The organism is Pseudomonas sp. JL23 (genome assembly GCF_056933585.1).
Genome location: NZ_CM167795.1, coordinates 2,947,753 through 2,973,840, shown reverse-complemented (window position 1 = coordinate 2,973,840; position 26,088 = coordinate 2,947,753). Strand labels below are relative to the sequence as shown.

Here is a 26,088-nt window from a genome sequence, read left to right as displayed (position 1 = left end):
AAGAACCATGTTCGGTTGGTATCGCCAAATTGTTCCCCATCAGCGAAAAGAATTTTTGCCGCTTCGGTGGAGAATTACTCAATACATCGAAGGTGCGGATGTTCGTCTCTCAACTGTCCTTCGCTTGCCGGAAATACGAGACCTCAACCTTGGGGGCGTTAATGCCAACGCCCATGTTGGTTTCATGCCTAAACTACCTGACAGCAGTGGCATAGCAGCAGGCTACGACGTATCCACCCTTCTTAAAGCGGGCGTTGTCCGCAGAAGCATTTGAACGCTTTTTAGTTTTTAGCGTGCTTCGGCAAGCGTTACGACTCGAACCAGTTTTTCAAATGCTGAGTGCAGCCTGAGCGCCAGCCCAACTGAGATCTTTTCATGACTACCCTAGATATACAGCTTCTAATGACCGCGCTTGTCAGTGTCTTGGTGCTCGTGGCACTCATCGTGTCGCGACTCAAGATGCACCCGCTTCTGGCCCTACTTGTAGTTTCCGTTGGCGTGGGATTTGCCACCCAAATGCAACCCGAAAGTATTGCCGCTCACTTGATCACCGGTGCCGGAAAGACACTGGGGGCAGTTGGAATCGTAATCGCGCTTGGCGCGATGCTAGGCAAAATCCTGGCTGATGCCGGCGTCACGGAGCAAGTAGCCGAGGTCATCCTTAAGCGCACCTCGGATCGCATGATACCTTGGGCAATGATGCTGGTTGCATTTGTAATTGGCATACCCATGTTCTTCGAGGTGGGTTTGGTGATCATGCTACCGTTGATATTCAGCGTGGCTCGAAAGCTGGAAAGCCAGGCTCGCTTCAAAGGCTCGGCGTATGTGTATGTGGGTGTTCCAGTGATTTCGGCTCTCGCCGCTATGCATGGTATGGTGCCGCCGCACCCTGGCCCATTGACGGCCATCGCCGCGCTCAAAACGTCAGTGGGGCCCACCATGCTCTACGGCTTTCTCGCGGCTATTCCCGCAATGATTCTGGGCGGTCCGCTTTACGGCGCGTTCATTTCACAACGCATGAGCACCAAGCCTGATCAGGCATTACTTGATCAGTTCACCCTGACTGAAAAAGCCGATGATCAACCACGCCCAGGCGTTTGGCTCGGCTTACTGGCAGCCTTGCTACCGGCGATCCTGATGCTGATCAATGCCGTCGCCGAGATGGTGCTACCCAAAGGTAATGCGTTCCTGCAAATGGCCAGTTTCGTGGGCACCCCGTTGATATCAATGCTATTGGGCGTGCTTTTCGCCGGCGCAAGCCTGGTACTCGCGCGCGGGGGCAACGCCGAAAAATTGCGCGATTCGCTAGGTAAAAGCCTCAAGCCAATTGCCTCCATCATCATGATCATCGCAGGAGGCGGGGCATTTCAGGAGCTACTAACCAGCGCTAAGGTAGGCGATGCCATTGTGCATCTGACCCAGCAGTCCGCCTTCCCTCCATTGATCCTGGGTTGGTTGATCGCAATGTTACTCTCGGTCTCTACTGGCTCCGCCACTGTGGGTATTGTCGGGGCCGCTGGCTTGCTGGCGCCGCTTGCGGGTGCTGATCCCAGCCTTAACCTGCCGTTACTCGCATTGTCCATCGGCTGCGGTTCGCTGTTTTTCAATTATGCGAATCATGCAGGCTTCTGGATGGTAAAGGAGTCCTTTGGCATGACAATGGGAGAAGCCACGAAGACTATCTCGGTGGTTCAATCAATTGTGGCTGTGGTCGGATTGATTGTGGTGTTGATCCTGAATGCCGCTATTACAGTGAGTTGAGTCGGAATTCGTTCGCAGCACTGCGCCTACCCAAGCGAGGTATCCGATACCACGTCTACTAGCTTGCACATCGCAGCTTCCACGCTGAAATTTTCCGAATGCGAGGAAGACTTGGGCATTGGCTCTGACGACGGTCCTGGTAGAGACGGCATTTACTCCCTGGAAAACCTACAGGTTTTCTAGGGCAGTTTCGACCTGTAGTGGTCAGTTCAACTTGCACAAAGCTGGAGACTTGCACCTTGGGGCTGAGTGCGCGCTCAGACTTAATCAGGGTAGATCGACCACAGGATGATCATCACCACTGCTACCCAGGTGATCGTCATCAGTATCGATAGTCCTGCGAGTTGGCGATCCATCTCAGTTCCATCATCCTTGGCCGACCAATAGTAGCTAGATTATCGCCGATTCGAGCTGTCGTAAGCCTGTTCGCAGGCCAGCCCGGCTATCCGGGCGCTGTCATAAGCCTTTTCCAACTCCCCCGCTCGTTTGTCAGCCCGCTGGAACAGTTCGTTGAGCACCAGCGTGGGCTGGCTGATGCGCGCTGTATATAATCGGACAGCTATCGAAAAACAAACGCTAAGCATCTCAGAATACTGCCGATATAAAGCTGAAGCCCGTGCCCCTACATTTACAGTCCCGCCTCCTAAATATCCAGATTCAAGGATCGAAAAATGAAAGCCTTAGTGTTTGTGATGATCGCCCTGGCCTCAACTGCTGTGATGGCAGCAAGCAATGTAGGAAAATGTGTTTACCCAAAAATAATTACCAAAAGCGATGGCAACCTCGGCTTCAAGCAGCCGGTTGAAATCCTTAGCGAACCAAGTTCCCAATCCAAAAAGTCCATATTGGAGCAGTTTAGCGCTTTCAGCATCGGCGCGGAATCTAATGGCTTCATACAGCTTTTAACAGTGCCTGATTATGACGCTGCGGATCCCGAATCGGCAGCCGGCAAGGTAGTTGGCTGGGCCAAAATGAAAGACTTCGATTATCAAGCGCTACGCAACTGCAATTGATTACCCGTCTTTTTTGATTTAATTCAGTAGCCACGACCGTCGAGGCGCCGTGGCCAGTTTGATAAACCAGGCCTTGCTTTCCTGACGCTCCAACAGTTGGCAAGCCAGGTGATCGACCTTTTCATGCATGCCAAATGAGCACGTACCGCCAGAGGAGGCTTTTTGCACTCCATATATGGATACTCAAATAGGTTGGCAACAGCGTCTGAGGAAATATCGCTTGAAGCGCTTTGGCTGTGGTTGGTCATTTGCAATGAATTTTTGTCGCGGGCGAGGCGTGACCGTTTGGACGCGGACTGCTTTCGAGACCGGCCTCTCTCTGCCGGTACTGCTGAGGCCGGAATTATTCGGTTCAGATTATCAAGCCGTTAAAGCAAAGGAATGCTGTACCCCAGGATAAGACGGTTCTCATCTTGATCCCGGCTACCCGGAACGCTGGTGCGGTATGAGGCATTCTTCCATTGAACACTGAAGTTCTTCAGTGGACCCGACTGGACAAGATACGACAGCGTCAGGTCCCTTTCCCACTCATGTTGATCTTCTACAGCATTGGCGATACTGCTGCCGCGCTCATACACCAGTCCGGCACTTAGTTCAGGCACCCCTAAGGCGGAGAAGTCATAGGTATAGCGTGCTTGCCAAGTGTCCTCACCGGCTCGGGTGAACTTGCTGATCTGCGACTCGGTGATCAGGTAGGTCGAAGAGCCGTCACCTTGATTGATCCAAGGGAAGTCGCTTTTGCCAGAGGACCGCTGGTAACCGCCGCCAACGCTGTGTCCGCCGATGTTGTAGAGAAACAACGCACTCCAAAGATCGTTGTCTACCTTGCCTTTGGTTACCCGTCGACCGTAGAAGCCGCTGGTAAAGTAGGCCGGCTCGTTAGAGTTTTCGTCAGCGCTGGTGCTGTGGAAATATCGCAGGTCAGATTTCAGTACGCCTGGTCCGATGGCAAGGTTATTGACCGCGCCCAAAAAATGCTGCTGATAGAAATGCTCCAACTCGCCATAGTAGTATTGGAACATCGTGTTCTTGTTGAACTGGTAATCGGTGCCGGCGAAACGAAACTGATTGCTGAAACGGCCGGTAAGGTTGTTGTTCGCACCTGCAATCGACAGCCCATCGCTGCTACTGGACATTCGCGCCTTGACCCGCTCTATTTGCCCTGCTGTGAACTTGAGGCTCTCCAGGTCTGCCGAAGTGATTTGCCCACCTTCAAACGTCTGCGGCAGCAAGCGCCCATCATTGGAGATGAGCACAGGCATTTTAGGAATCAAGGTGCCGTAGCGAAGCTCTGTTTTTGAAACTTTCACCTTCGCGGTAAGCCCCAGCGAGCTGAAGTCATCGACAGCGCTACCGTCGCTATTTTGCGGGAACATCGTGCCGGGCTGCCGGTCTTCACCGACTTTTCCGACCCGCCCACCATCATCCAGTTTGATGCCCAGCATGCCCAGCGCGTCGACACCAAACCCCACTGCGCCCGGGGTGTAACCGGACTGGATGTCGAGCATGAATCCCTGCCCCCACTCCTTGTTTTTAGACACACCACTGCCGTCACGGTTATCAGTGTTGATGTAGAAGTTTCGCAAGCGCAGATTAGCTTTGCTTTCACCGAGGAAGGAATTGTCCAGTTCAGCAGCGTGGATCAGAGACGCGGGAAAAATACTGGCGACGGCAAGAGACAGCCTGTAACAGACTTTGAGTGTGTTTTTCATGGATTTTGCCTGCATGTACTTATTTTTATGTGCAATACCCAAGGGTTTTGAGAGGCCCCCAGGCGGTATTTCGAGATGGATTACTACTCGGCTTTCACGAATATGCGCAGGACCAGCGTCATGATCGCGGACAGCAGCAACATGCCTGCCATGAAGAAGATGCCCATCGAGAACGATCCGGTAGAATCTTTAAGCCAACCAACAACGAAAGGGCCGACAAAGCCGCCGAATGTGCCAACAGAGTTGATAAATGCCAACCCGCCCGCTGCTGCGGCACCACTCAGGAAGCGAGTGGGAATGCTCCAGAAAATGGCTCGCGCAGTGGTCGCACCGAGTACGGCAATCGAAATGCCAATCAGCGCCGGGATCATCTGGGTCAACATCGCCGCCGCAGCCATGCCACACGCACCGAGCAAGCAGCAGAGCATCAGGTTGAGGGTTTTCTTGCCGTTACGGTCAACGCGCCTGGCCCAAAGCAACATGCCGACAGTTGCAAAGAGGTAAGGCACCGAGGACAGCATGGCGGTGCTAGTGACGTTTAGACCATGGGATTTAAGAATGGTGGGCAGCCAGATCCCGATACCGTATGAGCCCAGAACGAACCCGAACTGAATGACCGTCAGGATCAGCACCCGAGGATCTTTCAGGGCGCCCAGTAGATCTTTGGTTTCGCGCTCGCGATGTTCGCTGGCCAACATCTTTTCCAACGCTTCCCGCTCCTCGTTGGACAGCCAATGAGCCTCACTTGGTTTATCGCGAAGCTTGAACAACACAAGCAATCCGATTAGAGAAGCTGGCAGGCCCTGAATAATAAACATCCACTGCCAACCATGCAGCCCTCCGATGCCTTCCATAGCCAACAGAACACCTGAAAACGGACCGCTGATGATCGACGAAACAGGAACTCCGACCATGAACCATGCGAGCATCCGAGTGCGGTATTGGGCCGGGAACCAGCAGGCGAGGTAGAAGGCGACGCCAGGGAAGAAGCCTGCTTCGGCGACACCCAGAATGAAACGTGCCGTGTAGAAGCTGTATGGGCCGACTACAAATGCAGTGGCAGCCGCTGCAATACCCCAGGTGATCATAATGCGAGCGAGCCAGCGGCGAGCACCGTAGCGATAGAGTGCCAAGTTGCTCGGCACCTCGAGTAAGCAGTAACCGGCAAAGAGAATACCCGCCCCCCACCCGAACTGGGTCGCGGTCATCCCTAGGTCAGAGTTCATAGTCAGAGCGGCAAAGCCGACGCTGGTGCGATCAATGTAGTTGAAGACGAAGGCAAGGATCAGGATTGGCAGCATCTGCCAGGCGCATTTGTTGACGGCGCTTCGCTGCAGTGCTTGTTCATGGGGCGAGGACACCGCAGTAGCGTCCGCTTGAATGGTTATGCTCATTTTCGTCTCCTGCATCGGGGTGGCAGTGACCACACCCTGCCTTTCTTGTAATTAAAGTGACGAGGTCCGGGGATAACCCCCGGCCTTTATGCGTTGCGATTAAGCTGTGACGGGGAAGTCGGCAGATGAGTCCAAGGAATGGCTCTGTTGCAACAGAGTCGACAGGACAAACGGCAGGATGCCCCCATTGCTGAAGTAGGTCGCTTCGATGGCGGTATCTATCCGGGCGAGTAGGGTTACATCCTGTTGTCGGCCGTCATGTTTAGTAATTCGCAGGGTCACATCTTGCGCAGGTTGCACGCCTTGCTCGACCCCGAGGATGTCAAACGACTCGGTGCCGTCCAGTCCTAGGGACTGCGCGTCTTCACCAGTCTTGAACTGCAGCGGGAGAATCCCCAGCCCGGCCAAATTGCTTCGGTGAATCCGCTCAAAGCTCTTGGCAATGACCGCACGAACACCCAGCAAGCGAGTGCCTTTCGCGGCCCAGTCACGGCTCGATCCAGTGCCGTATTCCTCGCCTGCAAAGATCAGAACCGGGGTTTCACTCGCCAAATACTGACGCGAGGCGTCGAACAACGACGCACGTTCACCTGACGGTTGCAACAAGGTGTAAGGACCTTCATCGGCTGAGCCATCAGCCTTGGTAGGCAGTATCAAGTTCTTCAGCCGCACGTTTGCAAACGTGCCACGAACCATGACCTCGAAATGGCCACGGCGAGCACCATAGGTATTGAAGTCTTTCTGCTCGACGCCACGTTCCGATAGCCACTGACCTGCACTGGAGCTGGCAGTGATCGAGCCAGCCGGGCTGATATGGTCGGTGGTAATTGAGTCACCCAGGATCGCCAGGGCCCGCGCACCTGTAATGGGCCTGTTCGCTTGCTCCGTATCGAAAAAGTCTGGCTCAGCAGCGTAAGTCGACTCTGGCCAGTCGTACACTTCCCCTTCTGTGGTCTTGATTGCATTCCACAGATCATGGTCACGTGTCAGGTCGGCATAGAGCTGCTTATACAATTGAGCATTGGCGGCTTCTCCGCTCAAAGATTTGATCTCTTCGTTACTCGGCCAGATGTCTGTCAGCAGCACAGGCTTGCCGTCCGTATCATGACCCAGTACGTGAGTGGTCAAATCGCAACGGGTAGTCCCTGCAAGGGCAAAGGCGACCACCAGTGGCGGACTGGCGAGAAAGTTGGCGCGCAAGTTGCCATGGATGCGAGCTTCGAAGTTACGGTTGCCCGACAACACGGCGCTACACACCAGGTCCTGCTCGACTACCACTTTTTCCAATGCAGGATCCAGCGGCCCGATGTTACCCACGCACGCACCACAGCCGTAGGCCGCGATATCAAAGCCCAGTTGGCTGAGCGGTTCGATCAGATTAGCGTCCTGCAGGTAAGCCGCCACTACTCGGGACCCAGGAGTGAACAAGGTCTTAACCCATGGCTTGGCGACCAAACCTTTCTCTACCGCTTTCTTAGCCAGCAACCCGGCCGCGATCAGCAACTCAGGGTTGGAGGTGTTAGTACAAGAGGTGATCGCGGCTACGAGTACGTGACCATGGCCGACCTCGTAATCCTGTGCAGGACCAGATGCACCGGCAGGTTTGGCCGAGACTGGATACAGCTCTTCAATCTGTGACGCTGACTTTGAATAACCGCCGCTTTTCGAGTCTTGCTGCATGACCTCATCGAAGCGCTCACCCAGGGCCGTTAGGTCGACGCGGTCCTGCGGACGTTTAGGGCCGGAAACGCACGGGACGATCTGGTCAAGATCAATAGTGATGACCGTCGAGTAATCAACGCTCCCCGCGGGCGGAGAGCCGAACAGTTCTTGAGCCTTGAAGTAGGTGCCGATCAGTTCGACTTGTTCAGCACTGCGTCCCGTCTGGGTGTAGTAATCCAGTGTCTTTTCGTCGATCGGGAAGAAACCGCTGGTAGCACCATATTCAGGTGCCATGTTGGCAATGGTGGCACGGTCTGTAGCGCTCAGCGACCGCGCGCCTTCTCCAAAGAACTCAACCAGCTTGCCGACCACCTTGGCTGCCCGCAGCGTCTGAGTTACTTGCAGCACTGCGTCAGTAGCAGTAACCCCTGCACGTAACGCCCCCTTGAGTTCGACACCAACTACATCCGGCATCAGCATATATATAGGCTGGCCGAGCATGCCTGCCTCGGCTTCGATGCCACCCACGCCCCATCCAAGTACGCCAATACCGTTAATCATTGTGGTGTGACTGTCGGTGCCAACCAGCGTGTCCGGGAACACCAGGTTGTTCTTCTCGATCACACCCTGAGCGAGATATTCGAGATTAATCTGGTGACAGATACCAGTGCCCGGTGGAATTACCTTGAAGGTTTCAAACGCCTGCATACCCCACTTCATTAATTCGTAGCGCTCGCGATTGCGCTTGAACTCAACTTCCATGTTCTTGCGTAGGGCGTTCGGAACATTAGAAAACTCGGTCTGTACCGAATGGTCGACCACCAGATGTACCGGCACCAGAGGCTCGATCGCCTTTGGATCTGCCCCCCTTTTTTTTGCTTGGCTACGCATGGCGGCCAAGTCGGTCAGCAATGGGATACCGGTAAAGTCCTGGAGCAGAACCCGACCCACGACAAACGGAATTTCACGCTCGCGACTGCCGCTGGGTTGCCAGCCAGCAAGGTCCTCGACGTGGGCTGGTAGCACCTTGTTGCCATCGTAGTTACGCAGCACCGACTCCAGCAGGATACGAATCACCACCGGCAAACGGCTCAGTTTCGGGTAAGCCTGCGCTTGTAGTGTCGGAAGGGAGTAATACTTGTGTTGACGGCCGTCGGAAGTCTCGAAAGACCGGAGACTGTTTTCGGTCAGTTTTTGGATATCGGTCATGATGGTTCTCACAGACAACAAATCAGGTTAACGACTGAACTGGAATAATTCGGCTGGGGTGTCCCACAGCACTTGTTGGCGGTCAGCCGTATTCGGCAGCCAGCGCTCCAGTTGCGCCAATTGCATTGCATAATGCTGGGAGGATTCGAATTGGGTGAACGGCCAGTCGCTGGCCCACATCAGACGCTGGGGGCCAAACGCGTCCAATAACATCGGGGAGGCCTCCAGGGCGACATCGAGGCTAGTGCGATAAGCGCCGGACATCTTGACCCAGACACGGCCGCTTTCGGCGAAGCTAAGCAAGCGAGCGAAACCTGGATCTGCAATACCTTGCGATCTGTCGGGCATACCGAAATGATCGACTACCAAACGTACGTCACTGTCGATCAGCGGCAGAACCGACTCTGCCAAACGTACGCAGCGGTCGTTGATCTCGATATGCCAATCATTGGAACGACAGAAATCCAAGACACGCTGCCATGCGGAATTTTTAAAATCCGGAATCGGCAGTCCACCGGTGAGATTGATCCGTATCCCGACCACACCAGCGTCTGCGTAATCCTGCAGCAAAGCGAGGTCCGTTTGCGGGTTGATCGCCACCACTCCACGGAGCCGCCCTTGGGCGCGGCGCAGGCTTTCAATCAGATACCGGTTGTCATTGCCAAGAATACTGACGGCTATCAGCACAGCCTTTTCGACCTCATTGGTATCTAGCTGATCGATGAAGGCCTCATAGGCGGCATCGTAAGAGGGTGTGAAACGTCTAGGTTCGATGAACGGCAGGTCACGGTGAAAGACGTGGGCGTGCGTATCGATAATTGTTTGCTTGCGAGTACTCATCGGCTTACCTGTGATCCGGCGGTCATATGGCCCGCCAATGTAATTGTTTATTTTATGCCGAAAACGCACTTAGACTAAGAGCGCAATATTGCTTTTGTCAATTCAAAAACGCATTAACCTTTCGTATGGGCAAAAAAAAGGCCACCCCAAGGCGGCCGTGAAATCATTAAAGCGCTCTAGGAAGAGGCTTCTGTAACAACTGTGGGGACATGATGTTGAAAAACCGCTGACACAGCTTTTTTCCGCCAGGCTGCCTCAATGTGAAGTCGCATGTAGCTGGCTGCGCCGAGGTTGTCGCCCTTTTCTATAGCGTCCAGAATCTGCAAGTGCTCTTGAGCGAGTGCTTGGCGCGGCAGGTCCTGACGGGTCTGACGGTACTCTGCCAGCCGACGCATCTGGTCCAACCGGCGCATCGTCTGAACAGCGAATCGGTTCCCCGACCATTCTGCGATGGTCTCGTGAAAACGGGCGTTCGACTCAAAACGCTCAATGGCGGTCATTGTCAGATAATCGCCATCGAGGATGGCCTGCTGCTCGTGCCGCAAAGCCCGCAATTGCTCCATGTCTGGCCTGAATTTACTGCTCAGGATCCCTGCTGGTTCAATAGCGAGTCGTAGGGAATACATGTCCTCATATGCCTCAAGAGAATCGATCATCGGCAGGAAACGCCAGCCGTAACCGACTTCCTTCTCGACCCAACCTTCGCTTTGCGCACGCGCCAAGACTTTGCCAATCTCGCTTCTCGACACCCCCAGCAGGCGCGTCAGATCAGCCTCCGTCACGGAATCTGGCACCTCGCGCTCAAACCGCGCCTCTGCCAAACGAAGGTAAAGAGGATCGTCCACTTCCTGGACATGCACTTGCAACTCGTCAGGCAGGTTGTCGACGTCACCATGCAAGTGATAGCCGCGATTCTTATCAAAACGCATCAGCCCGGCGTCGACTAGGCACTCCAAAGCCACTTTTACCGGAGACCGAGAAGTGCCGATGAGCTTGGCCAAGGTCCACTCCGGCAAATGGGTGCCCTGAGGGAGGCGTTCCCGTCTCACGTAGTTGATGATTTCGCGCAATGCCTTGCGCTGGCTTTTGGTCAGATCCTGAGTCATGTCTTATGAGCTTACGAAGGCTTAGCAGAGCCTCAAATATACACCTGCCAGATCGAAATAGGGATAAAGCGCAAACTTCAGGATAATTTACGCTTGCGATATCTTTGCGTTTACTGTCGAATAAACGCAACAAGGCCCATGGGTATACTCTGGAGATTTTCCATGCCACAACAGTCCTTCAAAGCCGTTTACATGCGTGGAGGTACCAGCAAGGGCGTCTTTTTCTGCACGAACTGGCTTCCCACTGACCCTGTTGCTCGTGACCGTGTATTGCTGCGCGTAATCGGTAGCCCGGATCCGTATGCACAACAAATCGACGGTATGGGCGGCGCGACCTCAAGCACCAGCAAAGTGGTTCTGCTAAGCAAGTCCAACCAGCCCGATTGCGATGTGGATTACCGCTTCGGTCAGGTGGCGATTGATCGTCCAGTCATCGACTGGTCTGGCAATTGCGGCAACCTTACCTCTGCGGTTGGCCCTTTTGCGATCGCACAAGGTCTCGTTGATGCTCCAGCAGACGGTGTTGCAGTAGTACGAATTTGGCAGGCCAATATCAATGCGAAGATTATTGCCCATGTCCCTATGCGTGATGGTCATGTGGTTGAAGACGGCAACTTCGAGCTAGATGGGGTCACGTTCCCGGCAGCTGAAATTAAAATCGAGTTTTTGGACCCCAGCGGAGACGGTGACGAGGAAGGTAACGCAGGTATGTTTCCCACTGGCAATGCCATCGACACACTGTCAGTCCCAGGCGTAGGCAATGTAGAACTCACAATGATTAACGCAGGTAACCCGGCCATTTTCGTTCATGCGAAAGTACTGGGGCTGCGTGGAAACGAATTGCAGAAAGACGTGAACAGCAAGCCGGACCTGCTGGCCAAAGCGGAGGCGATCCGATCTCACGCAGCCGTCAAAATGGGTTTGGCCAAAACGGCCGAGGAAGCTACCCAGCTCCGTCCTCACACTCCGAAACTGGCTTTCGTTGCAACTCCGCAAGCCTACACCGCAGCCAACGGGAAGGTTGTTGACCCAACGACTCTGGACATCAATGCCCGCATTTTCTCGATGGGTAAACTTCACCATGCAATGACCGGTACTGGCGCGGTTGCAATCGCCGTGGCTGCCGTCATCCCTGGGACAGTGATCAATCAGCTAGCGCCCGGCTCCATGGGAGGCCAGATTCGCTTCGGACATCCATCAGGGAGCCTGGCAGTAGGCGCAGAGGCTTGCCAGGTCGACGGTACATGGGTTGTTTCAAAAGCAGTTATGAGTCGCTCGGCACGTCGCCTGATGGAGGGCAGTGTCCTCGTTCCGTCGGATACTGTAAGAGCATGACAGCGGTCACAGAGAACTTGCGTCGATCTTTCGCACCAACTGGCGAGCTACGGGTGGTGATCAACTACGGGAACCCCATCCTCGCTTGCCGCCCTTTATCTGCAGGTGGGCCTAGTGGCGTTTCTGTAGATATTGCCCGGCGTCTGGCTCAGACGCTGAGTGTGGGTCTGCATCTTGTAACAGTTGATACAGCGGGGTTCGCGGTCAAAGCAGTAGAAAATGCGCAAGTCGACGTGGGCTTTTTTGCGATCGACCCATTGAGAGGGGCGAAAATCTCATTCACGTCCCCTTACCTCATCATTGAAGGCTGCTACATGGTGGACAAGGACTCACCTGCTCGCAGTCTTGCTGACATCGATATTGAAGGCAATCGTATCGCCGTGGGTGAAGGCAGCGCATATGACCTTTTCCTTACTCGGGAAATACAGCACGCAACCCTCGTTCGCGCAGCATCCTCTCCGGCCGTCGTTGATACGTTCATTCAGGATCAACTGGAGGTCGCAGCGGGCGTCCGACAACAGTTGGAGGCCGATCAGCATCTGAAGCCAGGTCTTAGGCTAATAGACGAGCCTTTCATGCAGATCCGACAGGCAATGGGGATCCCGCATGCACGAGGCCACCAGACATCACGTTGGCTCAACGGGTTCATCGAAAATCTGATAGCGACGGGCTTCATTCATGAAGCACTGATGCGTCATGGAATTACAGGCATAACCGTCGCCAACTGAACCTTCAAGTCTCAACATCGCCCCAGAAGGGGCGAAACATTTCAACGTCACAACAACAAAAATCGAAGGTAAAACCATGATCACCCGCCGTCGTCTCTTGGCCGCTATTCCTGCCGTAACGGTCGCTTCACTCCTCATGCCGCGCCTTTCGCTGGGAGCTTTTTTAAGTCATGAGCAGCGGTACGCATCTCCAACTTTCAAGGTGCCAGCAAACGCCTGCGACTGTCACGTTCATGTATTCGATCCGGACCGTTTTCCCTACGCCGAATCACGAACCTACATGCCAGCTAAGTCGCCGTTAGCCGTGCTGGAAAAGCACCTCGAGCAGCTGCATATGGATCGCGTAGTACTCGTTCAGCCAAGCCCCTACGGAACTGACAACCGCTGCATGTTTGATGCACTGAAAACGCTTGGCAGCAAACGTGCCAGGGGCGTCGCTGTGTTCGATCTTCCAATCTCTAAAGGTCAATTGGAGGAGATACACAAGTTGGGCATTCGCGGTGTCCGACTCAACCTCGAGGTTTACGGGAAAGTGAGTCCTGAAGAAGTCGCTGTTCATCTGCGCGAATACGCAGAGTTGATTAAACCCTATGGTTGGCACATCCAGATGTACACGAATCTGACCACCATCAAAGACCTTTCTGCCGTCATCAGAGATCTGCCCGTCCCCGTCGTTTTCGATCATTTTGGTCACTTGGCGGCAAAAGAAGGGCTGCAGCAAGACGGTTATGCTGACATGCTCGCGCTAGCCAAAGAAGGCAATGCTTACATCAAGCTTTCAGCGTTATATCGCGTCTCCGAACTTCTGGACTACGAAGACATCCAGGCGTATGTGAAATCGCTCGTCGCCACGCGTCCCGATCGATTGATCTGGGCGAGCGACTTTCCCCACACCATCCCTGCCCCTGGCACCAAGCGCAGCAAGGACCTGCTTGAGCGTTTTCGCCCGGAAGATGATGGTCACGCGTTAAATTTAATGGCGCAGTGGGTGGACGATCCAAAAGCACTGAACCAAATCCTTGTCGACAACCCTCAGCGCTTGTACTGGAGCTGACGAAACTCACTACGACGGAGCCCGTTCGTGATAACGGACGGATCTGTCTTTCCCAAACTCACCTATAGGCTCCTCCCACATGGCCAAGGCCGCAGATGTGAACTGGCCTGATGAATTCCGACACATCAATAGAGCAGTATGATTGCGCCCAAATCTGAGGTGTGTTTGATGACGCGAAAATCCTATTCCAACGAGTTCAAACTCAAAGCTGCAAGAGGATCAGCCCATCCTCGATGTCTGTGCCAGTCTGGATATCGGTCCTACGGCCTTGTGTCGCTGGGTCGAGCAGCTGAGAGGAGCGCGCGGTGGATCGGTATTGGCCGGGACCAAGGCGATAACTGTGGAGCAGAAACAAATCCAGGGGTTGAAGGCATTGCTTAGGCAAAAAGATCGGGATATCGAAATCCTAAAAAAAGCCAGTGTTCTCCTGTTTTTGGACTCCAAAGATCATTTCCGCTGAACAGGGAGCTAGGCGCCAGTCAATCGATTTGGGAATGCAGGTACGGGAAATGACCTGATCGGCGCGGGTCTGATTTTGCGAAATCAGCTCGTAGGTGCCGCCTGGCGCCTCATGTTCAAGGCGATAAAACGACGACAACGAGGGTTGCGTATCGAGATCGACAAGCAGGGTACGGAGGTTGGATTCGGCGCAGAACGCGCCCAGATTAGCAGTGACCGTGGTTTTACCGGGTCCGCCTTTGGTCGAGATGACCGATGCTATTTTCATGATGCTGGCCTCTAAATCGAATGATTAGAGACAGCGGTTGGACCTGCACAGAGAACCCGAAAGCTTTGTAACCAGATGTGTAAAACGACAAAGAGCGGGTTTGCAAAGTGTTTCAGCGACCGCGATGGAGATCATCGTGGCTTTTGAAACATCCTGCAAAACCCGCTCAAAGCCTTGTAGCATCTGGCTCCACGACCTGGACTCGAACCAGGGACCCAGTGATTAACAGTCACTTGCTCTACCAACTGAGCTATCGCGGAATGAGGGCTATCTTACTGATTGCTATAGAGAAGTCAAGCATGGGTGATAAAAATTTTACTGCTTTTGCCCACGACGCCCAACTGAGCCACTCTACTCATGCACCCGGCGGATTCAACCGCCCATCCAGACCGAATCGCTCCTGCACGACCAACTCGTAAAGCCCGTGCGCCAGCGTCGGACTCACCAGCAGGTTCCAGCTATGGCGCGACACGCTGGACGGAATCAGGACAAACGGATGCTGCGTCAGAAGGCTCGCGCCAAAGGCTTGCTGGCTGCGACTCGGGGTGCCTGGGAACAGCCAGTTGGGATTGGGGATATCTTGCGGGCGAACCCGATGAATTCTGGAAGGATCCAGCACCCGCGCCGCCGTCAGCGTATGCGGTACGCAGTCGAGCGCAGCAAAGCCCTTGTGTACCGCCACTTCCAGAATCGCCGTTGCGGCATCGAGACTGGTGTAAACGACTTGCACTCCCTTGGGATTCCAGCGCCCGCCACTGCCTTCTGCACCGATGCCGCTGTTCCAGGTGGCGGCATGGCGGGCTTGGTCGAGGCGCCAGAAATGAACGTCCGTGCTCAATGGGTCGGTCAGCATCAATAGACTCCGTATTCGAGCCGATGGAGAAAGTCCGCTACCAGTTCATAACCGACCGGATTGGACAGCAGGTCGATGGGAGTTTCGCCGTCCAGGCCCAGCGCAGGCTTGATCATCCACTCCTCCGCCAACTGCCGCGTACCGAAAACCTCCTGGGCCTTTTCCAGTATCTCGGCGTAGTACAAGGCGCGAGCGCTCTGTTCCTGGCTAAGGGACTCGTCCTTGTTTTTCATGCGCCGCGCCAACGTGCGATCGGACAGACCAAAGATCTTCGAGAGCACGTTATTGCGCTTGAAGGCATCAACCGATTCCACCAGATCAACCACTGAACTGAGTGGGAATCCGGTTTTTGTGGCACGGAAAACTTCCATGCGATCGTCGGTGTTGGTGCCAGGCAGCAGCAAGGCGATGATGGGCTGACGACCGCCAGCCTTGGTAACGACGTATTGCCCTTGCGGTGAAGCCACCCCAGCGCCCTGGGTTACGGCTTTTTTAACTCGTTTTACCGCGGCGGCCTTGGCGACCGCCTTCACACCATCGGCCTTCACCTTCGCTGTTTTTGGCGAAGCTTTGGGGGTGCCCAGGCTCTCTGCTGTTGCAGTCATGTTTGACTCCTTCACACTGAGACAGATGGCAATTACTTTACTGCCATTTGGCAAAATCGACAACCCGCTTAACGCAACCCCGGATCCCTCAGATGCACTGCGCTCGAACTGGCTCAATATCCGGCCAACCTGACCTCTACTTGAAAAACTGACTGGGCGTCTTGCCGAACTGTTTCTTGAACATGGTGGTAAAGGCGCTGGGGCTGTCGTAACCGAGTTCACCGGCGATATCGATGATTTTCTCGCCAACGGCAATACGCTCTAGCGCCAGGAGCAGCCTTGCCTGTTGCCGCCATTGGCCGAATGTCATGCCGGTTTCCTTGTGAAACAGGCGCTGGATAGTCTTTTCATCCAGACTCAAACGCCCGCTCCAGTCCGCCAGGGTGGAGCCGTCACCGGGATCGCGCTGCAAGGCCAAGCAGATGTTGTTGATCCGCGGGTCGGCCGGTTGCGGCAGGTGCAAGGGCAGCACCGGCAGGATCGCCAGTTCATCCAGAATCAAGTGCATGACCCGGGCTTCCCGTGAGTCAGGATCAACGGGATGGACAATGTCCACCGAAGCCTTGATCAGCTCACTCAACAGTGGCGAGATGCTCACCGCCCTGGTTTCGGTCGGCATGCCGGGGAAATACTTTGGATGCACGAATACGCTGCGCATTTTCACCGCGCCGACACAGCGAACCGAGTGCGCCTGCCCCGCAGGCATCCAGACTCCGCGACTGGGTGGCACCGTCCATTGGTCAAGCGCCGAATACACCACCATGACCCCGTCAATGGCATAGATCAGCTGATGCTTGGTATGGGAGTGCGGTTCGATGAACCAGTTCTCCGGATAATCGGTGGCACTGCTGCTGACCGTCCAGGCCTGCTGATCCACTTCGATCAGAAACTCTTTCTGCGACTTGACCATAATGCCTTTTTTACGAAGGTAGGCGCCCGAACTGCGTGAGACAGGCAATTTTTGAGAATTTAGCATAGTCCCCGGTCATGAGCTGCGACCGTTCGCCGCATGACGCCACGCACAGCCCTCTCCTTCACAGTCCGGAAGACCTGCGATGTCCATCAGTACGACCTCCTCTGCGACAACCGCCTCGGTTGCCAGCCAAGCCAGCCCGCTGGTCATGCGCGTGATCGGTGCTTGCGCCCTGGCGCACCTGATCAACGACCTGATCCAGGCGGTGCTGCCATCGATCTACCCCATGCTCAAGGCCAACTACGGCCTGACCTTCACCCAGGTGGGCCTGATCACCCTGACCTTCCAGCTGACCGCGTCGTTGCTGCAACCCTGGATCGGCTATCACACGGATCGTCATCCCAAGCCCTGGCTGCTCCCTGCGGGCATGGTCTGTACGTTGATCGGCATTTTGATGCTGGCCTTTGTCGGCAGCTTTCCAGCGATTCTGGTGGCCTCGGCGCTGGTGGGGGTGGGGTCTTCGACCTTTCACCCGGAAACCTCCCGTGTTGCCCGTCTTGCCTCGGGCGGTCGCTATGGTCTGGCACAGTCAACCTTCCAGGTCGGCGGTAACGCAGGCAGTGCCTTCGGCCCCCTGCTGGCCGCCGCCATCGTCATCCCTTATGGCCAGGGCAATGTCGCCTGGTTCGGTCTGTTTGCCGCCTTCGCCATCCTCGTGCTGTTCGGCCTGAGCCGCTGGTACCGCGAGCACCTGAACCTGTTCAAGCTCAAGCAAGGCAGCCAGGCCACCCACGGCCTCTCCCGTCGACGCGTGAGCTTTGCCTTGTTCGTACTGGCATTGCTGGTGTTCTCGAAATATTTCTACATGACCAGCTTCACCAGTTATTTCACCTTCTACCTGATCGAAAAGTTCGACCTGTCCGTCGCCAGCTCGCAGTTGTATCTGTTTCTGTTTCTCGGCTCCGTTGCCGCCGGGACCTTCTTTGGCGGCCCCATCGGTGACCGGATCGGCCGCAAAAAAGTGATCTGGTGCTCCATTCTCGGCGCCGCGCCCTTCACCCTGGCGCTGCCGTACGTGGACCTGTTCTGGACCGGCGTACTGAGCATGCTGATCGGTTTCATCCTGGCCTCAGCGTTTTCCGCCATCGTGGTTTTTGCCCAGGAACTGGTGCCGGGCAATGTCGGCATGATTGCCGGGGTTTTCTTCGGCCTGATGTTTGGCTTTGGCGGGATTGGCGCCGCATTGCTCGGCCATCTGGCAGATATCCATGGCATCGAATACGTGTACACCCTTTGCTCGTACCTGCCATTGATTGGCGTGCTGACGATTCTGCTGCCGTCGACCAAGGGCGTTTGAATATCGAGTCGGTAAGCTGCTGTTCATGCGCCCGCGCCTGACAAATACAATGTCGCGCAGCGATGCGCGACCGTAGGACCGGCATTAGCCGGTGCTACGACTCGGTGTTTACCGAGCGATAGCGTCGCCAAGTACTCTGCCATTGCTGAACCCATGACCCGCTCCGCATATCTGAGGCAGAATGGCCATCCTGACGGTCGATACTGATCGTCGCACCAGCACAGTGAGCAGCGGATCGACATGAAAGAAGACGCACCCGGCCTGCCTGACCTGCTGGCGCCCGGACTATCCGTAGTTTTTTGCGGACTCAATCCCGGGTTGAGTTCAGCCCTGGAACAGCGCCATTTCCTCAATCGCAGCAACCGCTTCTGGCGCACGCTGCATATGGCAGGTTTCACCTCGGAGCAGCTCAACCCGCTTGAAGATAACCGGATCCTGGAGTTCGGCTGCGGCCTGACCACCGTGGTGCCCCGCGCCACGACCTCGGCACAGGCGGTGAAAACCCATGAATATCGTGATGCAGCGCAAGCGCTGGAAGACAAGATCGCCCATTGCCAGCCGGCGTATATCGCCTTCCTCGGCAAGCCTGCCTATGCCGCAATCAGTCGCCAGCGCGAGATCCACTGGGGTTTACAGGCACAACGTGTCGCTCAAGCCAAGGTCTGGGTATTGCCCAATCCCAGCGGCTTGAACCGCTCATTCAGCCTGGATCGACTGGTCGAGGCTTACACCGAGTTGCGACTCGCTACATTGTGAACCGCGAGGCTTTCATAGGTGCCTTCGACCCGTGGTTCGATGACGTGCAGGTAGGCCGACGGGAACTGATTGAGATGTCAGGCCAGGTAGCCAAAGGTGCTTCGCAGTTGCTGTTCCAGTCCCGAATGGATGAGAGGGCCCAGCGCAGCCAGCCCTGAGCACCGTACCATCCGGCTTGCCAATGGAACGTCCGCGCCCGGCGGACGTCAGCACTAGAGAGCCTCCCCTCGCTCCACCCGACAAGGTTTTTCTATGTCTGCCTGCCCGAGTCCTACCTGCATACCCTTGCCTGCCGTCGCCGCCAGTGAGTACCCACGGGCATGAGCTTCAGTATCTGGGTCGCCGTACTGGGCGCCGTCCTGTTGATCCTCGCTCTGACCTCTTCCTACTTGCGCTGGATGCCCGTGACCACCTCGGTGGTCTGCCTGGCCCTGGGCATTGCCATAGGCCCCGGCGGATTGATGCTGCTGCACCTGGACCTTGCACAGAGCGCCAGCTGGATGGAGCACCTGACCGAGGTAGCGGTGCTGTTCTCGCTGTTCGTCAGCGGCCTCAAGCTGCGGCTGCCCCTGACCAGTCAAAGCTGGCGGGTCGCTTTCGGTTTGGCCGGGCCGGTGATGGTGCTGTGTATCGCCGGGGTCAGTCTGGTGCTGCATTACGGCTTGCAGCTTTCCTGGGGATTATCGGTGCTGATCGGCGCGATGCTGGCGCCTACCGATCCGGTACTGGCGACACTGGTGCAAGTCAACGACGCCCAGGACTATGACCGGGTGCGCTTCGGCCTTTCCGGTGAGGCCGGGCTCAACGACGGCGTGGCCTTTCCCTTTGTGATCCTCGGACTGCTGCTCCTGATGGCGCCGGACAATAACCACGCCAGGCTGAGCGACTGGCTCTGGGTCAATGTACTCTGGGCCGTGCCCGCCGGGCTGCTCTGCGGTTACTGGATGGGTCGTGGGCTGGGGCGCCTGACCCTGCTGATCCGTACCCGCCATGCCGACAGCACGGTATCGCCCAACGACTACCTGACCCTGGCCCTGATCGCTCTGGCCTATGTCGTCGCCGAGCTGATCCATGGCTATGGCTTCCTTGCAGTGTTCGCCGCTGGCCTGGGTCTGCGTCAGGCAGAAGTGCACTCCACTACCGATCCGCAAACGCCCGCCGAGCATCTGGTGCAGCCTGTGGTCGGGCATCAGCATATCGAGCCCGAGAAAGCGGTCCATGGCGATATCGAGGAACTGGAGGAAACCCAGGTGGCGGCCGGGATCATGCTCGGTGACATGCTGGCGTTCGGCAGCCTGGTCGAGCGTGCCATGGAAGTGTTCGTCGTCACCCTGCTTGGCGTGGTGCTGCCGCTGCACTGGGACTGGCACGCATTACCCGTTGCGGCGGCACTGTTCCTGCTGATCCGCCCAGCGAGCGTGCTACTGATGCCCTGGGGAGCCTTGCTTGGCGGTCATCAACGGCTGTTGCTCGGCTGGTTCGGTATCCGCGGCATCGGCAGTCTTTATTACCTGTTCTATGCGCTGAATCACGACCTCGCCCCGGATATCGCCGTATCCAGTACCAACCTCACGCTGTCGGTGGTGGCCCTGAGCATTCTCGTCCATGGCCTGACCACCCAACCGATACTGGCCCACTACGAGCGCACAAAGCAGCGCGAAGATGGATGAGGCCGACAAGGAACCCTCAAGAGCGGCCGAAGTCGCATAGTGATCGACGCCACGACCGGCGTGCGCCCGGCATCCCGACAAGGAATATGCATGCCCGCTTCTCTACCCAGACTGACCCTCCTCGGCCTGACGCTGTCACTGGCCGCGCTGAGCGGTTGCGGCAAGGAAAAACCGCCTGCGCCCGTCTTGCCCAGGGTCCAGGTGCAGGCCGTCAAGGAAGCCGATTACGCCTCTGAAGTTAATCTCACCGGCGATATTCAGGCGCGGGTGCAGACGCAATTGTCCTTTCGCGTAGGCGGCAAGATCATCCAGCGCTCGGTGGATGTCGGTGACCGCATTTCCGCACACCAGGTACTGGCCCGGCTCGATCCCAAGGACTTGCAGACCAGTGTCGATTCCGCCGTGGCTGCCGTCGCCGCCGAACAGGCACGGGTCAGCCAGACCAGCGCCGCCTTTGTGCGCCAGGAAAAACTCCTGCCCAAGGGCTACACCAGCCGCAGTGAATACGATTCGGCCCAGGCTGCATTGCGCAGCAGCCAGAGCGCCCTCAAGGCGGCCCAGGCGCAACTGGCCAGTGCCCGTGAACAACTGAGCTACACCGCGCTGGTTGCCGAAGCGCCGGGGGTGATCACTGCGCGCCAGGCGGAAGTCGGGCAAGTGGTCCAGGCAACCATGCCGATCTTCGGTCTGGCCCGGGATGGCGATCGCGATGCCGTGTTCAACGTCTATGAATCGCTGTTCGTGCAACCGCCCAATGACCAACCCGTACAGGTGACCCTGCTGGACAATCCCCAGGTCAAAGCCTTCGGCAAGGTCCGCGAGGTCACCCCGGCAGTGTCCGCCGAGACCGGCACCCTGCAAGTGAAAATCGCCCTGAGCCAACTGCCGCCGGGCATGGACCTCGGTTCGGTAGTCAGCGTCGCCCTGAGCACTTCCGGCAAAAGCAGCGTCGAGCTGCCTTGGGCTGCGCTGACCAAAGGCCTTGGCGATCAACTGGGCAAGCCTGCGGTATGGATTGTTGACGATCAGGGCAAGGCCAATCTGCGCGGAGTCACGGTCGGCCGTTACCTGACCGCCAAGGTCATCATCAGCGACGGTTTGAAATCCGGCGAAAAAGTCGTAATCGCCGGCGGCCAGCTGTTGCACCCGGACATGCAGGTCGAAATCGCCGAGACCAAGGGCGGAGCACAGCCATGAAACGATTGCCCTGCCTGCTATTGCTCGGCGTGCTCAGTGCCTGCAGCAAGGAAGAACCGCCGCCGGAGCCGGTACGCCCGGTGCTGTTCGTCGATGTGCAGCCGATATCCCAGGAAAGCCTCGGGCGCTTCGCCGGCAATATCGAAGCGCGCTATGAAAGCACCCTGGGTTTCCGTATTGCCGGGCGCATTGCCCGGCGCTTGGTCGACGTTGGCAGTGAGGTGGACAAGGACACGCTGCTGGCGACCCTGGACCCCACGGACCAGCAAAATAACCTGCGCGCCAGCCAAGGCGATCTGTCGCGTATCGAAGCGCAGTGGATCAACAGCCAGGCCAACGCCCGCCGCCAACAGGAGCTGTTCGACCGTGGCGTCGGCGCCCAGGCGCAATTGGACATCGCCCTGACCGACCTGAAAACCACTCGTTCTTCCCTGGAGCAAGCCCAGGCCGCTGCCCGCCAGGCCCAGGATCAATTGGGCTACAGCGAGTTGCGCGCCGACCACGCCGCCGTGGTCACCCACTGGAAGGTCGAAGCAGGCCAGGTGGTCAGCGCCGGTCAGGAAGTGGTAACCCTGGCCCGTCCGGATATCAAGGAAGCCGTGATTGATCTGCCCAACTCAGTGGTCGATCAGTTGCCGGCCGGTGTCGAGTTCAAAGTAGCCAGCCAACTCGCCCCGCAGATCAATACCCTGGCGACCCTGCGTGAAATCGAGCCTCAGGCCGACCGTACCACCCGCACCCGCCGCGCGCGCCTGACCCTGTCCGAGACGCCGGACGCCTTCCGCCTTGGCACCGCCATCAGCGTGACCATCAGCTCGGCCATCGCCACCCGCATCGAGCTACCCATCGGTGCCCTGCAAGAGGTCGATGGCAAAGCCCAGGTGTGGATCGTCGACAAGCAGAGCCAGACCGTCACTCCTCGCCCGGTCAGCATCGCCAGCCGCACGGCCGACAGCATGGTCCTGAGCAGCGGCGTGCAGGCCGGGGAACGTGTGGTGAGTGCTGGAGTAAACAGCCTGAAACCGGGGCAGAAAGTCAAAGTCGATGAGGAAAGCCCGCGATGAAAGGGAGTTTCAACCTGTCCGAGTGGGCCATCAAACACCAGTCGTTCGTCTGGTACCTGATGTTCGTCGCCCTGCTCATGGGCGTGTTTTCCTACATGAATCTGGGTCGAGAAGAAGACCCTTCCTTCACCATCAAGACCATGGTCATTCAGACCCGCTGGCCCGGCGCGACGGTGGATGAAACCCTGGAGCAAGTCACCGATCGCATCGAGAAAAAACTCGAAGAGCTGGACTCCCTCGACTACGTGAAGAGCTACACCCGCCCCGGCGAATCGACCATCATGCTCAACCTGCTCGATACCACCGACGCCAAGGCGATTCCGGAAATCTGGTACCAGGTGCGCAAGAAGATCGACGATATTCGTGGCCAGTTCCCCCAAGGCATACAGGGGCCTGCGTTCAACGATGAATTCGGCGACGTCTACGGCTCGATCTACGCCTTCACCGCCGACGGCTTCACCATGCGTCAGTTGCGCGATTACGTCGAGCAGGTGCGCGCGGAAATTCGCGAAGTGCCGGGCCTGGGCAAGGTCGAGATGATCGGCCAGCAGGACGAAGTGCTGTACCTGAACTTCTCCACCCGCAAGCTCGCCGCCCTGGGCCTGGATCAACGCCAGGTGGTGCAAAGCCTGCAAGCTCAGAACACCGTGACTCCGGCCGGCGTGATTGAAGCCGGACCCGAGCGCATTTCAGTACGTACCTCGGGACAGTTCGCTTCGGAGAAAGACCTGGCCGAGGTCAACCTGCGCCTCAACAACCGTTTCTATCGCCTGAGCGATATCGCTGAAATCACCCGCGGCTACACCGATCCACCAAAACCGCTGTTCCGTTACAACGGCAAACCGGCCATCGGCCTGGCCATTGCCATGAAGAAAGGCGGCAATATCCAGGACTTCGGCAAGGCGTTGCACGCGCGCATGGACGCCGCCACGGCGAACTTGCCGGTGGGTGTCGGAGTGAACAACGTTTCCGATCAGGCTGAAGTGGTGGAAAAGGCCGTGGGCGGCTTTACCAGTGCGCTGTTCGAAGCCGTGGTCATCGTACTGATTGTCAGCTTCGTCAGCCTTGGCGTACGCGCCGGGCTGGTAGTGGCCTGCTCGATCCCGTTGGTGCTGGCCATGGTCTTCGTGTTCATGGAGTACAGCGGCATTACCATGCAGCGGATTTCCCTCGGCGCCCTGATCATCGCCCTGGGGCTGTTGGTGGACGATGCGATGATCACCGTGGAAATGATGGTCACGCGCCTGGAGATGGGCGACTCCAAGGAAAAGGCCGCCACCTTCGCCTACACCTCCACGGCGTTCCCCATGCTGACCGGCACCCTGGTGACCGTCGCCGGTTTTGTGCCCATTGGCCTCAACGCCAGTTCGGCCGGGGAATATACCTTCACTCTGTTCGCGGTGATTGCCGTAGCCATGCTGGTGTCATGGGTGGTCGCCGTGTTGTTTGCGCCGGTCATCGGCGTGCATATCCTCAGCAGCGAGCTGAAGAAGAAAAAGAAAGAGGACGGCCGCATCGCCCGCGGCTTCAACAACAGTATGTTCTGGGCCATGCGCCATCGCTGGCTGACCATCGCGATCACCGTGCTGCTGTCTGTCGGTGCAGTGTTTTCCATGCAGTTCGTGCAGAACCAGTTTTTCCCGTCATCGGATCGACCGGAAATCCTCGTCGACCTGAACCTGCCGCAGAACGCCTCGATCAATGAAACCCGTAAGGTGGTCGATCGCCTCGAAGCCACGCTCAAGGACGATCCGGACATCGTGCGCTGGAGCACCTACATCGGCCAGGGCGCCGTGCGTTTTTACCTGCCCCTGGACCAGCAACTGGAAAACCCCTACTACGCCCAACTGGTCATCGTCAGTAAGGGCCTGGAAGAACGCGCCGGGCTCACCGAGCGCCTGAACAAGCGCCTGCGCGAAGACTTCGTCGGTATTGGCAGCTATGTCCAACCTTTGGAAATGGGCCCGCCGGTGGGTCGTCCGCTGCAGTATCGGGTCAGTGGCCCGAACATCGACAAGGTGCGCCAACACGCCATCGAACTGGCCACCCTGCTGAACCAGAACGCCCATGTCGGTGAGATGATCTACGACTGGAACGAGCCGGGCAAAGTCCTGCGCATCGATATCAATCAGGACAAGGCACGGCAACTGGGCCTGTCCTCCGAGGACGTGGCGCAGTTGATGAACAGCATCGTCAGCGGCTCGTCGGTGACCCAGGTGCGCGACGACATCTACCTGATCAATGTCGTCGGTCGTGCCGAAGACGCCGAGCGCGGCTCGCCGGAAACCTTGCAGAACCTGCAGATCGTCACGCCGCAGGGCAACTCGATTCCGCTGCTGGCCTTTGCCACCGTGCGCTATGAACTGGAGCAGCCGCTGGTCTGGCGCCGCGACCGCAAGCCGACCATTACCGTGAAAGCGGCGGTCAGTGACGACCTGCAGCCCACCGATCTGGTCAAGCAACTCAAGCCGGAGATCGACAAGTTCAACGCGGGCCTGCCAACCGGCTACAAGGTCGCTACCGGCGGCACCGTAGAAGAAAGCGGCAAGGCCCAAGGCCCGATTGCCAAGGTCGTGCCGCTGATGATTTTCCTCATGGCGACCTTCCTGATGATTCAACTGCACAGCGTGCAGAAGATGTTTCTGGTCGCCAGTGTCGCGCCGTTGGGGCTGATCGGCGTGGTTCTGGCCTTGATCCCCACGGGCACGCCCCTGGGCTTTGTGGCGATCCTCGGGGTACTGGCGCTGATCGGTATCATCATTCGTAACTCGGTGATCCTGGTCACCCAGATCGGCGCCTACGAAAGTGACGGCTACCTGCCCTGGGACGCCGTGGCCGAGGCCACCCGCCACCGCCGCCGCCCGATCCTGCTCACCGCCGCTGCCGCCAGCCTGGGCATGATCCCCATCGCCCGGGAGGTGTTCTGGGGCCCCATGGCTTACGCGATGATCGGCGGCATCATCATCGCCACCCTGCTGACGCTGCTGTTCCTGCCGGCACTGTATGTGACTTGGTATCGGATCAAGGAGCCGTCAGAGGAGCAGCGGCGCAAGGCCAAGGCCCCCGCCGATAATGATGGCTGAGCACCAACTGTAGGACCGGCTTCAGCCGGGAGGGCGTTGGTGCAAACGA

At 57.1% G+C, this 26,088-nt stretch carries 23 protein-coding genes and 1 tRNA gene; 13 read left to right on the top strand and 11 right to left on the bottom strand.

The window, feature by feature from the left end:
- Positions 1-7: 7 nt before the first annotated feature.
- Together AC1Z24_RS13885 and AC1Z24_RS13880 are read left to right on the top strand one after the other, a co-directional pair.
- Complete coding sequence (locus AC1Z24_RS13885) at positions 8-274, top strand: hypothetical protein (protein WP_483746124.1); 267 nt, start codon at positions 8-10, stop codon at positions 272-274.
- Positions 275-375: 101 nt separating this feature from the next.
- Positions 376-1,761: a GntP family permease gene (locus AC1Z24_RS13880; RefSeq protein WP_483746123.1), complete on the top strand. Its 1,386-nt coding sequence runs from the start codon at positions 376-378 to the stop codon at positions 1,759-1,761.
- 395 nt (positions 1,762-2,156) lie between these two features.
- Here AC1Z24_RS13880 and AC1Z24_RS13875 read toward each other — a convergent pair whose 3' ends face one another.
- Entirely contained in the window at positions 2,157-2,345 is a 189-nt protein-coding gene (locus AC1Z24_RS13875; RefSeq protein ID WP_483746122.1) for a DUF2514 family protein, read from the bottom strand.
- A gap of 87 nt (positions 2,346-2,432) precedes the next feature.
- On the opposite strand from AC1Z24_RS13875, the gene AC1Z24_RS13870 reads away from it, so the two are divergent.
- Positions 2,433-2,774 carry a hypothetical protein gene (locus AC1Z24_RS13870; protein ID WP_483746121.1) on the top strand — a complete coding sequence of 114 codons (342 nt, stop codon included), beginning with the start codon at positions 2,433-2,435 and terminating at the stop codon, positions 2,772-2,774.
- A 368-nt stretch (positions 2,775-3,142) separates the two neighbouring features.
- On the opposite strand, the gene AC1Z24_RS13865 is transcribed toward AC1Z24_RS13870, so the two are convergent.
- The 5 genes from AC1Z24_RS13865 to AC1Z24_RS13845 form a co-directional block, all read right to left on the bottom strand.
- Positions 3,143-4,486 carry an OprD family porin gene (locus tag AC1Z24_RS13865; protein WP_483746120.1) on the bottom strand — a complete coding sequence of 448 codons (1,344 nt, stop codon included), beginning with the start codon at positions 4,484-4,486 and terminating at the stop codon, positions 3,143-3,145.
- 83 nt (positions 4,487-4,569) lie between these two features.
- Complete coding sequence (locus tag AC1Z24_RS13860) at positions 4,570-5,880, bottom strand: MFS transporter (RefSeq protein WP_483746119.1); 1,311 nt, start codon at positions 5,878-5,880, stop codon at positions 4,570-4,572.
- Between the two features lie 99 nt (positions 5,881-5,979).
- Positions 5,980-8,751, bottom strand: coding sequence for an aconitate hydratase AcnA (gene acnA / locus AC1Z24_RS13855; protein WP_483746118.1), 2,772 nt, complete (start codon positions 8,749-8,751; stop codon positions 5,980-5,982).
- Between the two features lie 27 nt (positions 8,752-8,778).
- A complete protein-coding gene (locus AC1Z24_RS13850) occupies positions 8,779-9,591 on the bottom strand; it encodes an amidohydrolase family protein (protein WP_483746117.1) in 813 nt (270 codons plus the stop codon).
- 176 nt (positions 9,592-9,767) lie between these two features.
- Positions 9,768-10,697 carry a GntR family transcriptional regulator gene (locus AC1Z24_RS13845; protein ID WP_483746116.1) on the bottom strand — a complete coding sequence of 310 codons (930 nt, stop codon included), beginning with the start codon at positions 10,695-10,697 and terminating at the stop codon, positions 9,768-9,770.
- A gap of 162 nt (positions 10,698-10,859) precedes the next feature.
- Between AC1Z24_RS13845 and prpF the strand changes: the two genes are divergently transcribed.
- The 4 genes from prpF (at position 10,860) to AC1Z24_RS13825 (ending at position 14,274) form a co-directional block, all read left to right on the top strand.
- Positions 10,860-12,032: a 2-methylaconitate cis-trans isomerase PrpF gene (gene prpF, locus AC1Z24_RS13840; RefSeq protein ID WP_483746115.1), complete on the top strand. Its 1,173-nt coding sequence runs from the start codon at positions 10,860-10,862 to the stop codon at positions 12,030-12,032.
- A complete protein-coding gene (locus AC1Z24_RS13835; protein ID WP_483746114.1) occupies positions 12,029-12,760 on the top strand; it encodes a transporter substrate-binding domain-containing protein in 732 nt (243 codons plus the stop codon). Before prpF ends, AC1Z24_RS13835 begins: the two co-directional genes overlap by 4 nt.
- Positions 12,761-12,836: 76 nt before the next feature.
- Positions 12,837-13,814, top strand: coding sequence for an amidohydrolase family protein (locus AC1Z24_RS13830; RefSeq protein ID WP_483746113.1), 978 nt, complete (start codon positions 12,837-12,839; stop codon positions 13,812-13,814).
- Between the two features lie 268 nt (positions 13,815-14,082).
- Entirely contained in the window at positions 14,083-14,274 is a 192-nt protein-coding gene (locus AC1Z24_RS13825; RefSeq protein ID WP_483746112.1) for a transposase, read from the top strand.
- Here the strand turns inward: AC1Z24_RS13825 and AC1Z24_RS13820 are convergent.
- The 5 genes from AC1Z24_RS13820 to AC1Z24_RS13800 all read right to left on the bottom strand — a co-directional run bounded on the left by AC1Z24_RS13820 (position 14,221) and on the right by AC1Z24_RS13800 (position 16,909).
- Positions 14,221-14,541, bottom strand: coding sequence for a ParA family protein (locus AC1Z24_RS13820; protein WP_483746111.1), 321 nt, complete (start codon positions 14,539-14,541; stop codon positions 14,221-14,223). The two genes, AC1Z24_RS13825 and AC1Z24_RS13820, sit on opposite strands and share 54 nt — an antisense overlap.
- A 184-nt stretch (positions 14,542-14,725) precedes the next feature.
- Positions 14,726-14,801, bottom strand: a tRNA-Asn gene (locus AC1Z24_RS13815).
- 95 nt (positions 14,802-14,896) lie between these two features.
- A complete protein-coding gene (locus AC1Z24_RS13810) occupies positions 14,897-15,394 on the bottom strand; it encodes an RES family NAD+ phosphorylase (RefSeq protein WP_483746110.1) in 498 nt (165 codons plus the stop codon).
- Entirely contained in the window at positions 15,394-16,116 is a 723-nt protein-coding gene (gene parS, locus AC1Z24_RS13805; RefSeq protein WP_483746109.1) for a type II RES/Xre toxin-antitoxin system antitoxin, read from the bottom strand. Before parS ends, AC1Z24_RS13810 begins: the two co-directional genes overlap by 1 nt.
- Positions 16,117-16,135: 19 nt before the next feature.
- Positions 16,136-16,909 carry an AraC family transcriptional regulator gene (locus tag AC1Z24_RS13800; protein WP_483746108.1) on the bottom strand — a complete coding sequence of 258 codons (774 nt, stop codon included), beginning with the start codon at positions 16,907-16,909 and terminating at the stop codon, positions 16,136-16,138.
- Between the two features lie 145 nt (positions 16,910-17,054).
- On the opposite strand from AC1Z24_RS13800, the gene AC1Z24_RS13795 reads away from it, so the two are divergent.
- From AC1Z24_RS13795 to AC1Z24_RS13770, 6 genes are all read left to right on the top strand, one after another.
- The gene (locus tag AC1Z24_RS13795) at positions 17,055-18,269 is read left to right on the top strand and encodes an MFS transporter (protein ID WP_483746107.1); all 1,215 of its coding nucleotides are present in this window, start codon (positions 17,055-17,057) and stop codon (positions 18,267-18,269) included.
- 240 nt (positions 18,270-18,509) lie between these two features.
- Positions 18,510-19,025 (top strand): G/U mismatch-specific DNA glycosylase, encoded by a 516-nt coding sequence (mug, locus tag AC1Z24_RS13790; protein WP_483746106.1) that lies wholly within the window; start codon positions 18,510-18,512, stop codon positions 19,023-19,025.
- A 320-nt stretch (positions 19,026-19,345) separates the two neighbouring features.
- Positions 19,346-20,695: a cation:proton antiporter gene (locus tag AC1Z24_RS13785; RefSeq protein WP_483746105.1), complete on the top strand. Its 1,350-nt coding sequence runs from the start codon at positions 19,346-19,348 to the stop codon at positions 20,693-20,695.
- Positions 20,696-20,785: 90 nt separating this feature from the next.
- Positions 20,786-21,892, top strand: coding sequence for an efflux RND transporter periplasmic adaptor subunit (locus AC1Z24_RS13780; protein WP_483746104.1), 1,107 nt, complete (start codon positions 20,786-20,788; stop codon positions 21,890-21,892).
- Complete coding sequence (locus AC1Z24_RS13775; protein WP_483746103.1) at positions 21,889-22,956, top strand: efflux RND transporter periplasmic adaptor subunit; 1,068 nt, start codon at positions 21,889-21,891, stop codon at positions 22,954-22,956. Before AC1Z24_RS13780 ends, AC1Z24_RS13775 begins: the two co-directional genes overlap by 4 nt.
- Positions 22,953-26,039, top strand: a complete 3,087-nt coding sequence (locus AC1Z24_RS13770; RefSeq protein WP_483746102.1) for an efflux RND transporter permease subunit — start codon at positions 22,953-22,955, stop codon at positions 26,037-26,039. The genes AC1Z24_RS13775 and AC1Z24_RS13770 overlap by 4 nt, the downstream gene beginning before the upstream one ends.
- Positions 26,040-26,088 lie beyond the last annotated feature (49 nt).

What these genes read in the sequence shown, in the direction of transcription:
- AC1Z24_RS13885 (WP_483746124.1), top strand. Translation starts at nt 8, where the DNA reads ATGTTCGGTTGGTATCGCCAAATTGTTCCCCATCAGCGAAAAGAATTT.
- AC1Z24_RS13880 (WP_483746123.1), top strand. Translation starts at nt 376, where the DNA reads ATGACTACCCTAGATATACAGCTTCTAATGACCGCGCTTGTCAGTGTC.
- AC1Z24_RS13875 (WP_483746122.1), bottom strand. Translation starts at nt 2,345, where the DNA reads ATGCTTAGCGTTTGTTTTTCGATAGCTGTCCGATTATATACAGCGCGC.
- AC1Z24_RS13870 (WP_483746121.1), top strand. Translation starts at nt 2,433, where the DNA reads ATGAAAGCCTTAGTGTTTGTGATGATCGCCCTGGCCTCAACTGCTGTG.
- AC1Z24_RS13865 (WP_483746120.1), bottom strand. Translation starts at nt 4,486, where the DNA reads ATGAAAAACACACTCAAAGTCTGTTACAGGCTGTCTCTTGCCGTCGCC.
- AC1Z24_RS13860 (WP_483746119.1), bottom strand. Translation starts at nt 5,880, where the DNA reads ATGAGCATAACCATTCAAGCGGACGCTACTGCGGTGTCCTCGCCCCAT.
- acnA (WP_483746118.1), bottom strand. Translation starts at nt 8,751, where the DNA reads ATGACCGATATCCAAAAACTGACCGAAAACAGTCTCCGGTCTTTCGAG.
- AC1Z24_RS13850 (WP_483746117.1), bottom strand. Translation starts at nt 9,591, where the DNA reads ATGAGTACTCGCAAGCAAACAATTATCGATACGCACGCCCACGTCTTT.
- AC1Z24_RS13845 (WP_483746116.1), bottom strand. Translation starts at nt 10,697, where the DNA reads ATGACTCAGGATCTGACCAAAAGCCAGCGCAAGGCATTGCGCGAAATC.
- prpF (WP_483746115.1), top strand. Translation starts at nt 10,860, where the DNA reads ATGCCACAACAGTCCTTCAAAGCCGTTTACATGCGTGGAGGTACCAGC.
- AC1Z24_RS13835 (WP_483746114.1), top strand. Translation starts at nt 12,029, where the DNA reads ATGACAGCGGTCACAGAGAACTTGCGTCGATCTTTCGCACCAACTGGC.
- AC1Z24_RS13830 (WP_483746113.1), top strand. Translation starts at nt 12,837, where the DNA reads ATGATCACCCGCCGTCGTCTCTTGGCCGCTATTCCTGCCGTAACGGTC.
- AC1Z24_RS13820 (WP_483746111.1), bottom strand. Translation starts at nt 14,541, where the DNA reads ATGAAAATAGCATCGGTCATCTCGACCAAAGGCGGACCCGGTAAAACC.
- AC1Z24_RS13810 (WP_483746110.1), bottom strand. Translation starts at nt 15,394, where the DNA reads ATGCTGACCGACCCATTGAGCACGGACGTTCATTTCTGGCGCCTCGAC.
- AC1Z24_RS13800 (WP_483746108.1), bottom strand. Translation starts at nt 16,909, where the DNA reads ATGGTCAAGTCGCAGAAAGAGTTTCTGATCGAAGTGGATCAGCAGGCC.
- AC1Z24_RS13795 (WP_483746107.1), top strand. Translation starts at nt 17,055, where the DNA reads ATGTCCATCAGTACGACCTCCTCTGCGACAACCGCCTCGGTTGCCAGC.
- mug (WP_483746106.1), top strand. Translation starts at nt 18,510, where the DNA reads ATGAAAGAAGACGCACCCGGCCTGCCTGACCTGCTGGCGCCCGGACTA.
- AC1Z24_RS13785 (WP_483746105.1), top strand. Translation starts at nt 19,346, where the DNA reads ATGAGCTTCAGTATCTGGGTCGCCGTACTGGGCGCCGTCCTGTTGATC.
- AC1Z24_RS13780 (WP_483746104.1), top strand. Translation starts at nt 20,786, where the DNA reads ATGCCCGCTTCTCTACCCAGACTGACCCTCCTCGGCCTGACGCTGTCA.
- AC1Z24_RS13775 (WP_483746103.1), top strand. Translation starts at nt 21,889, where the DNA reads ATGAAACGATTGCCCTGCCTGCTATTGCTCGGCGTGCTCAGTGCCTGC.
- AC1Z24_RS13770 (WP_483746102.1), top strand. Translation starts at nt 22,953, where the DNA reads ATGAAAGGGAGTTTCAACCTGTCCGAGTGGGCCATCAAACACCAGTCG.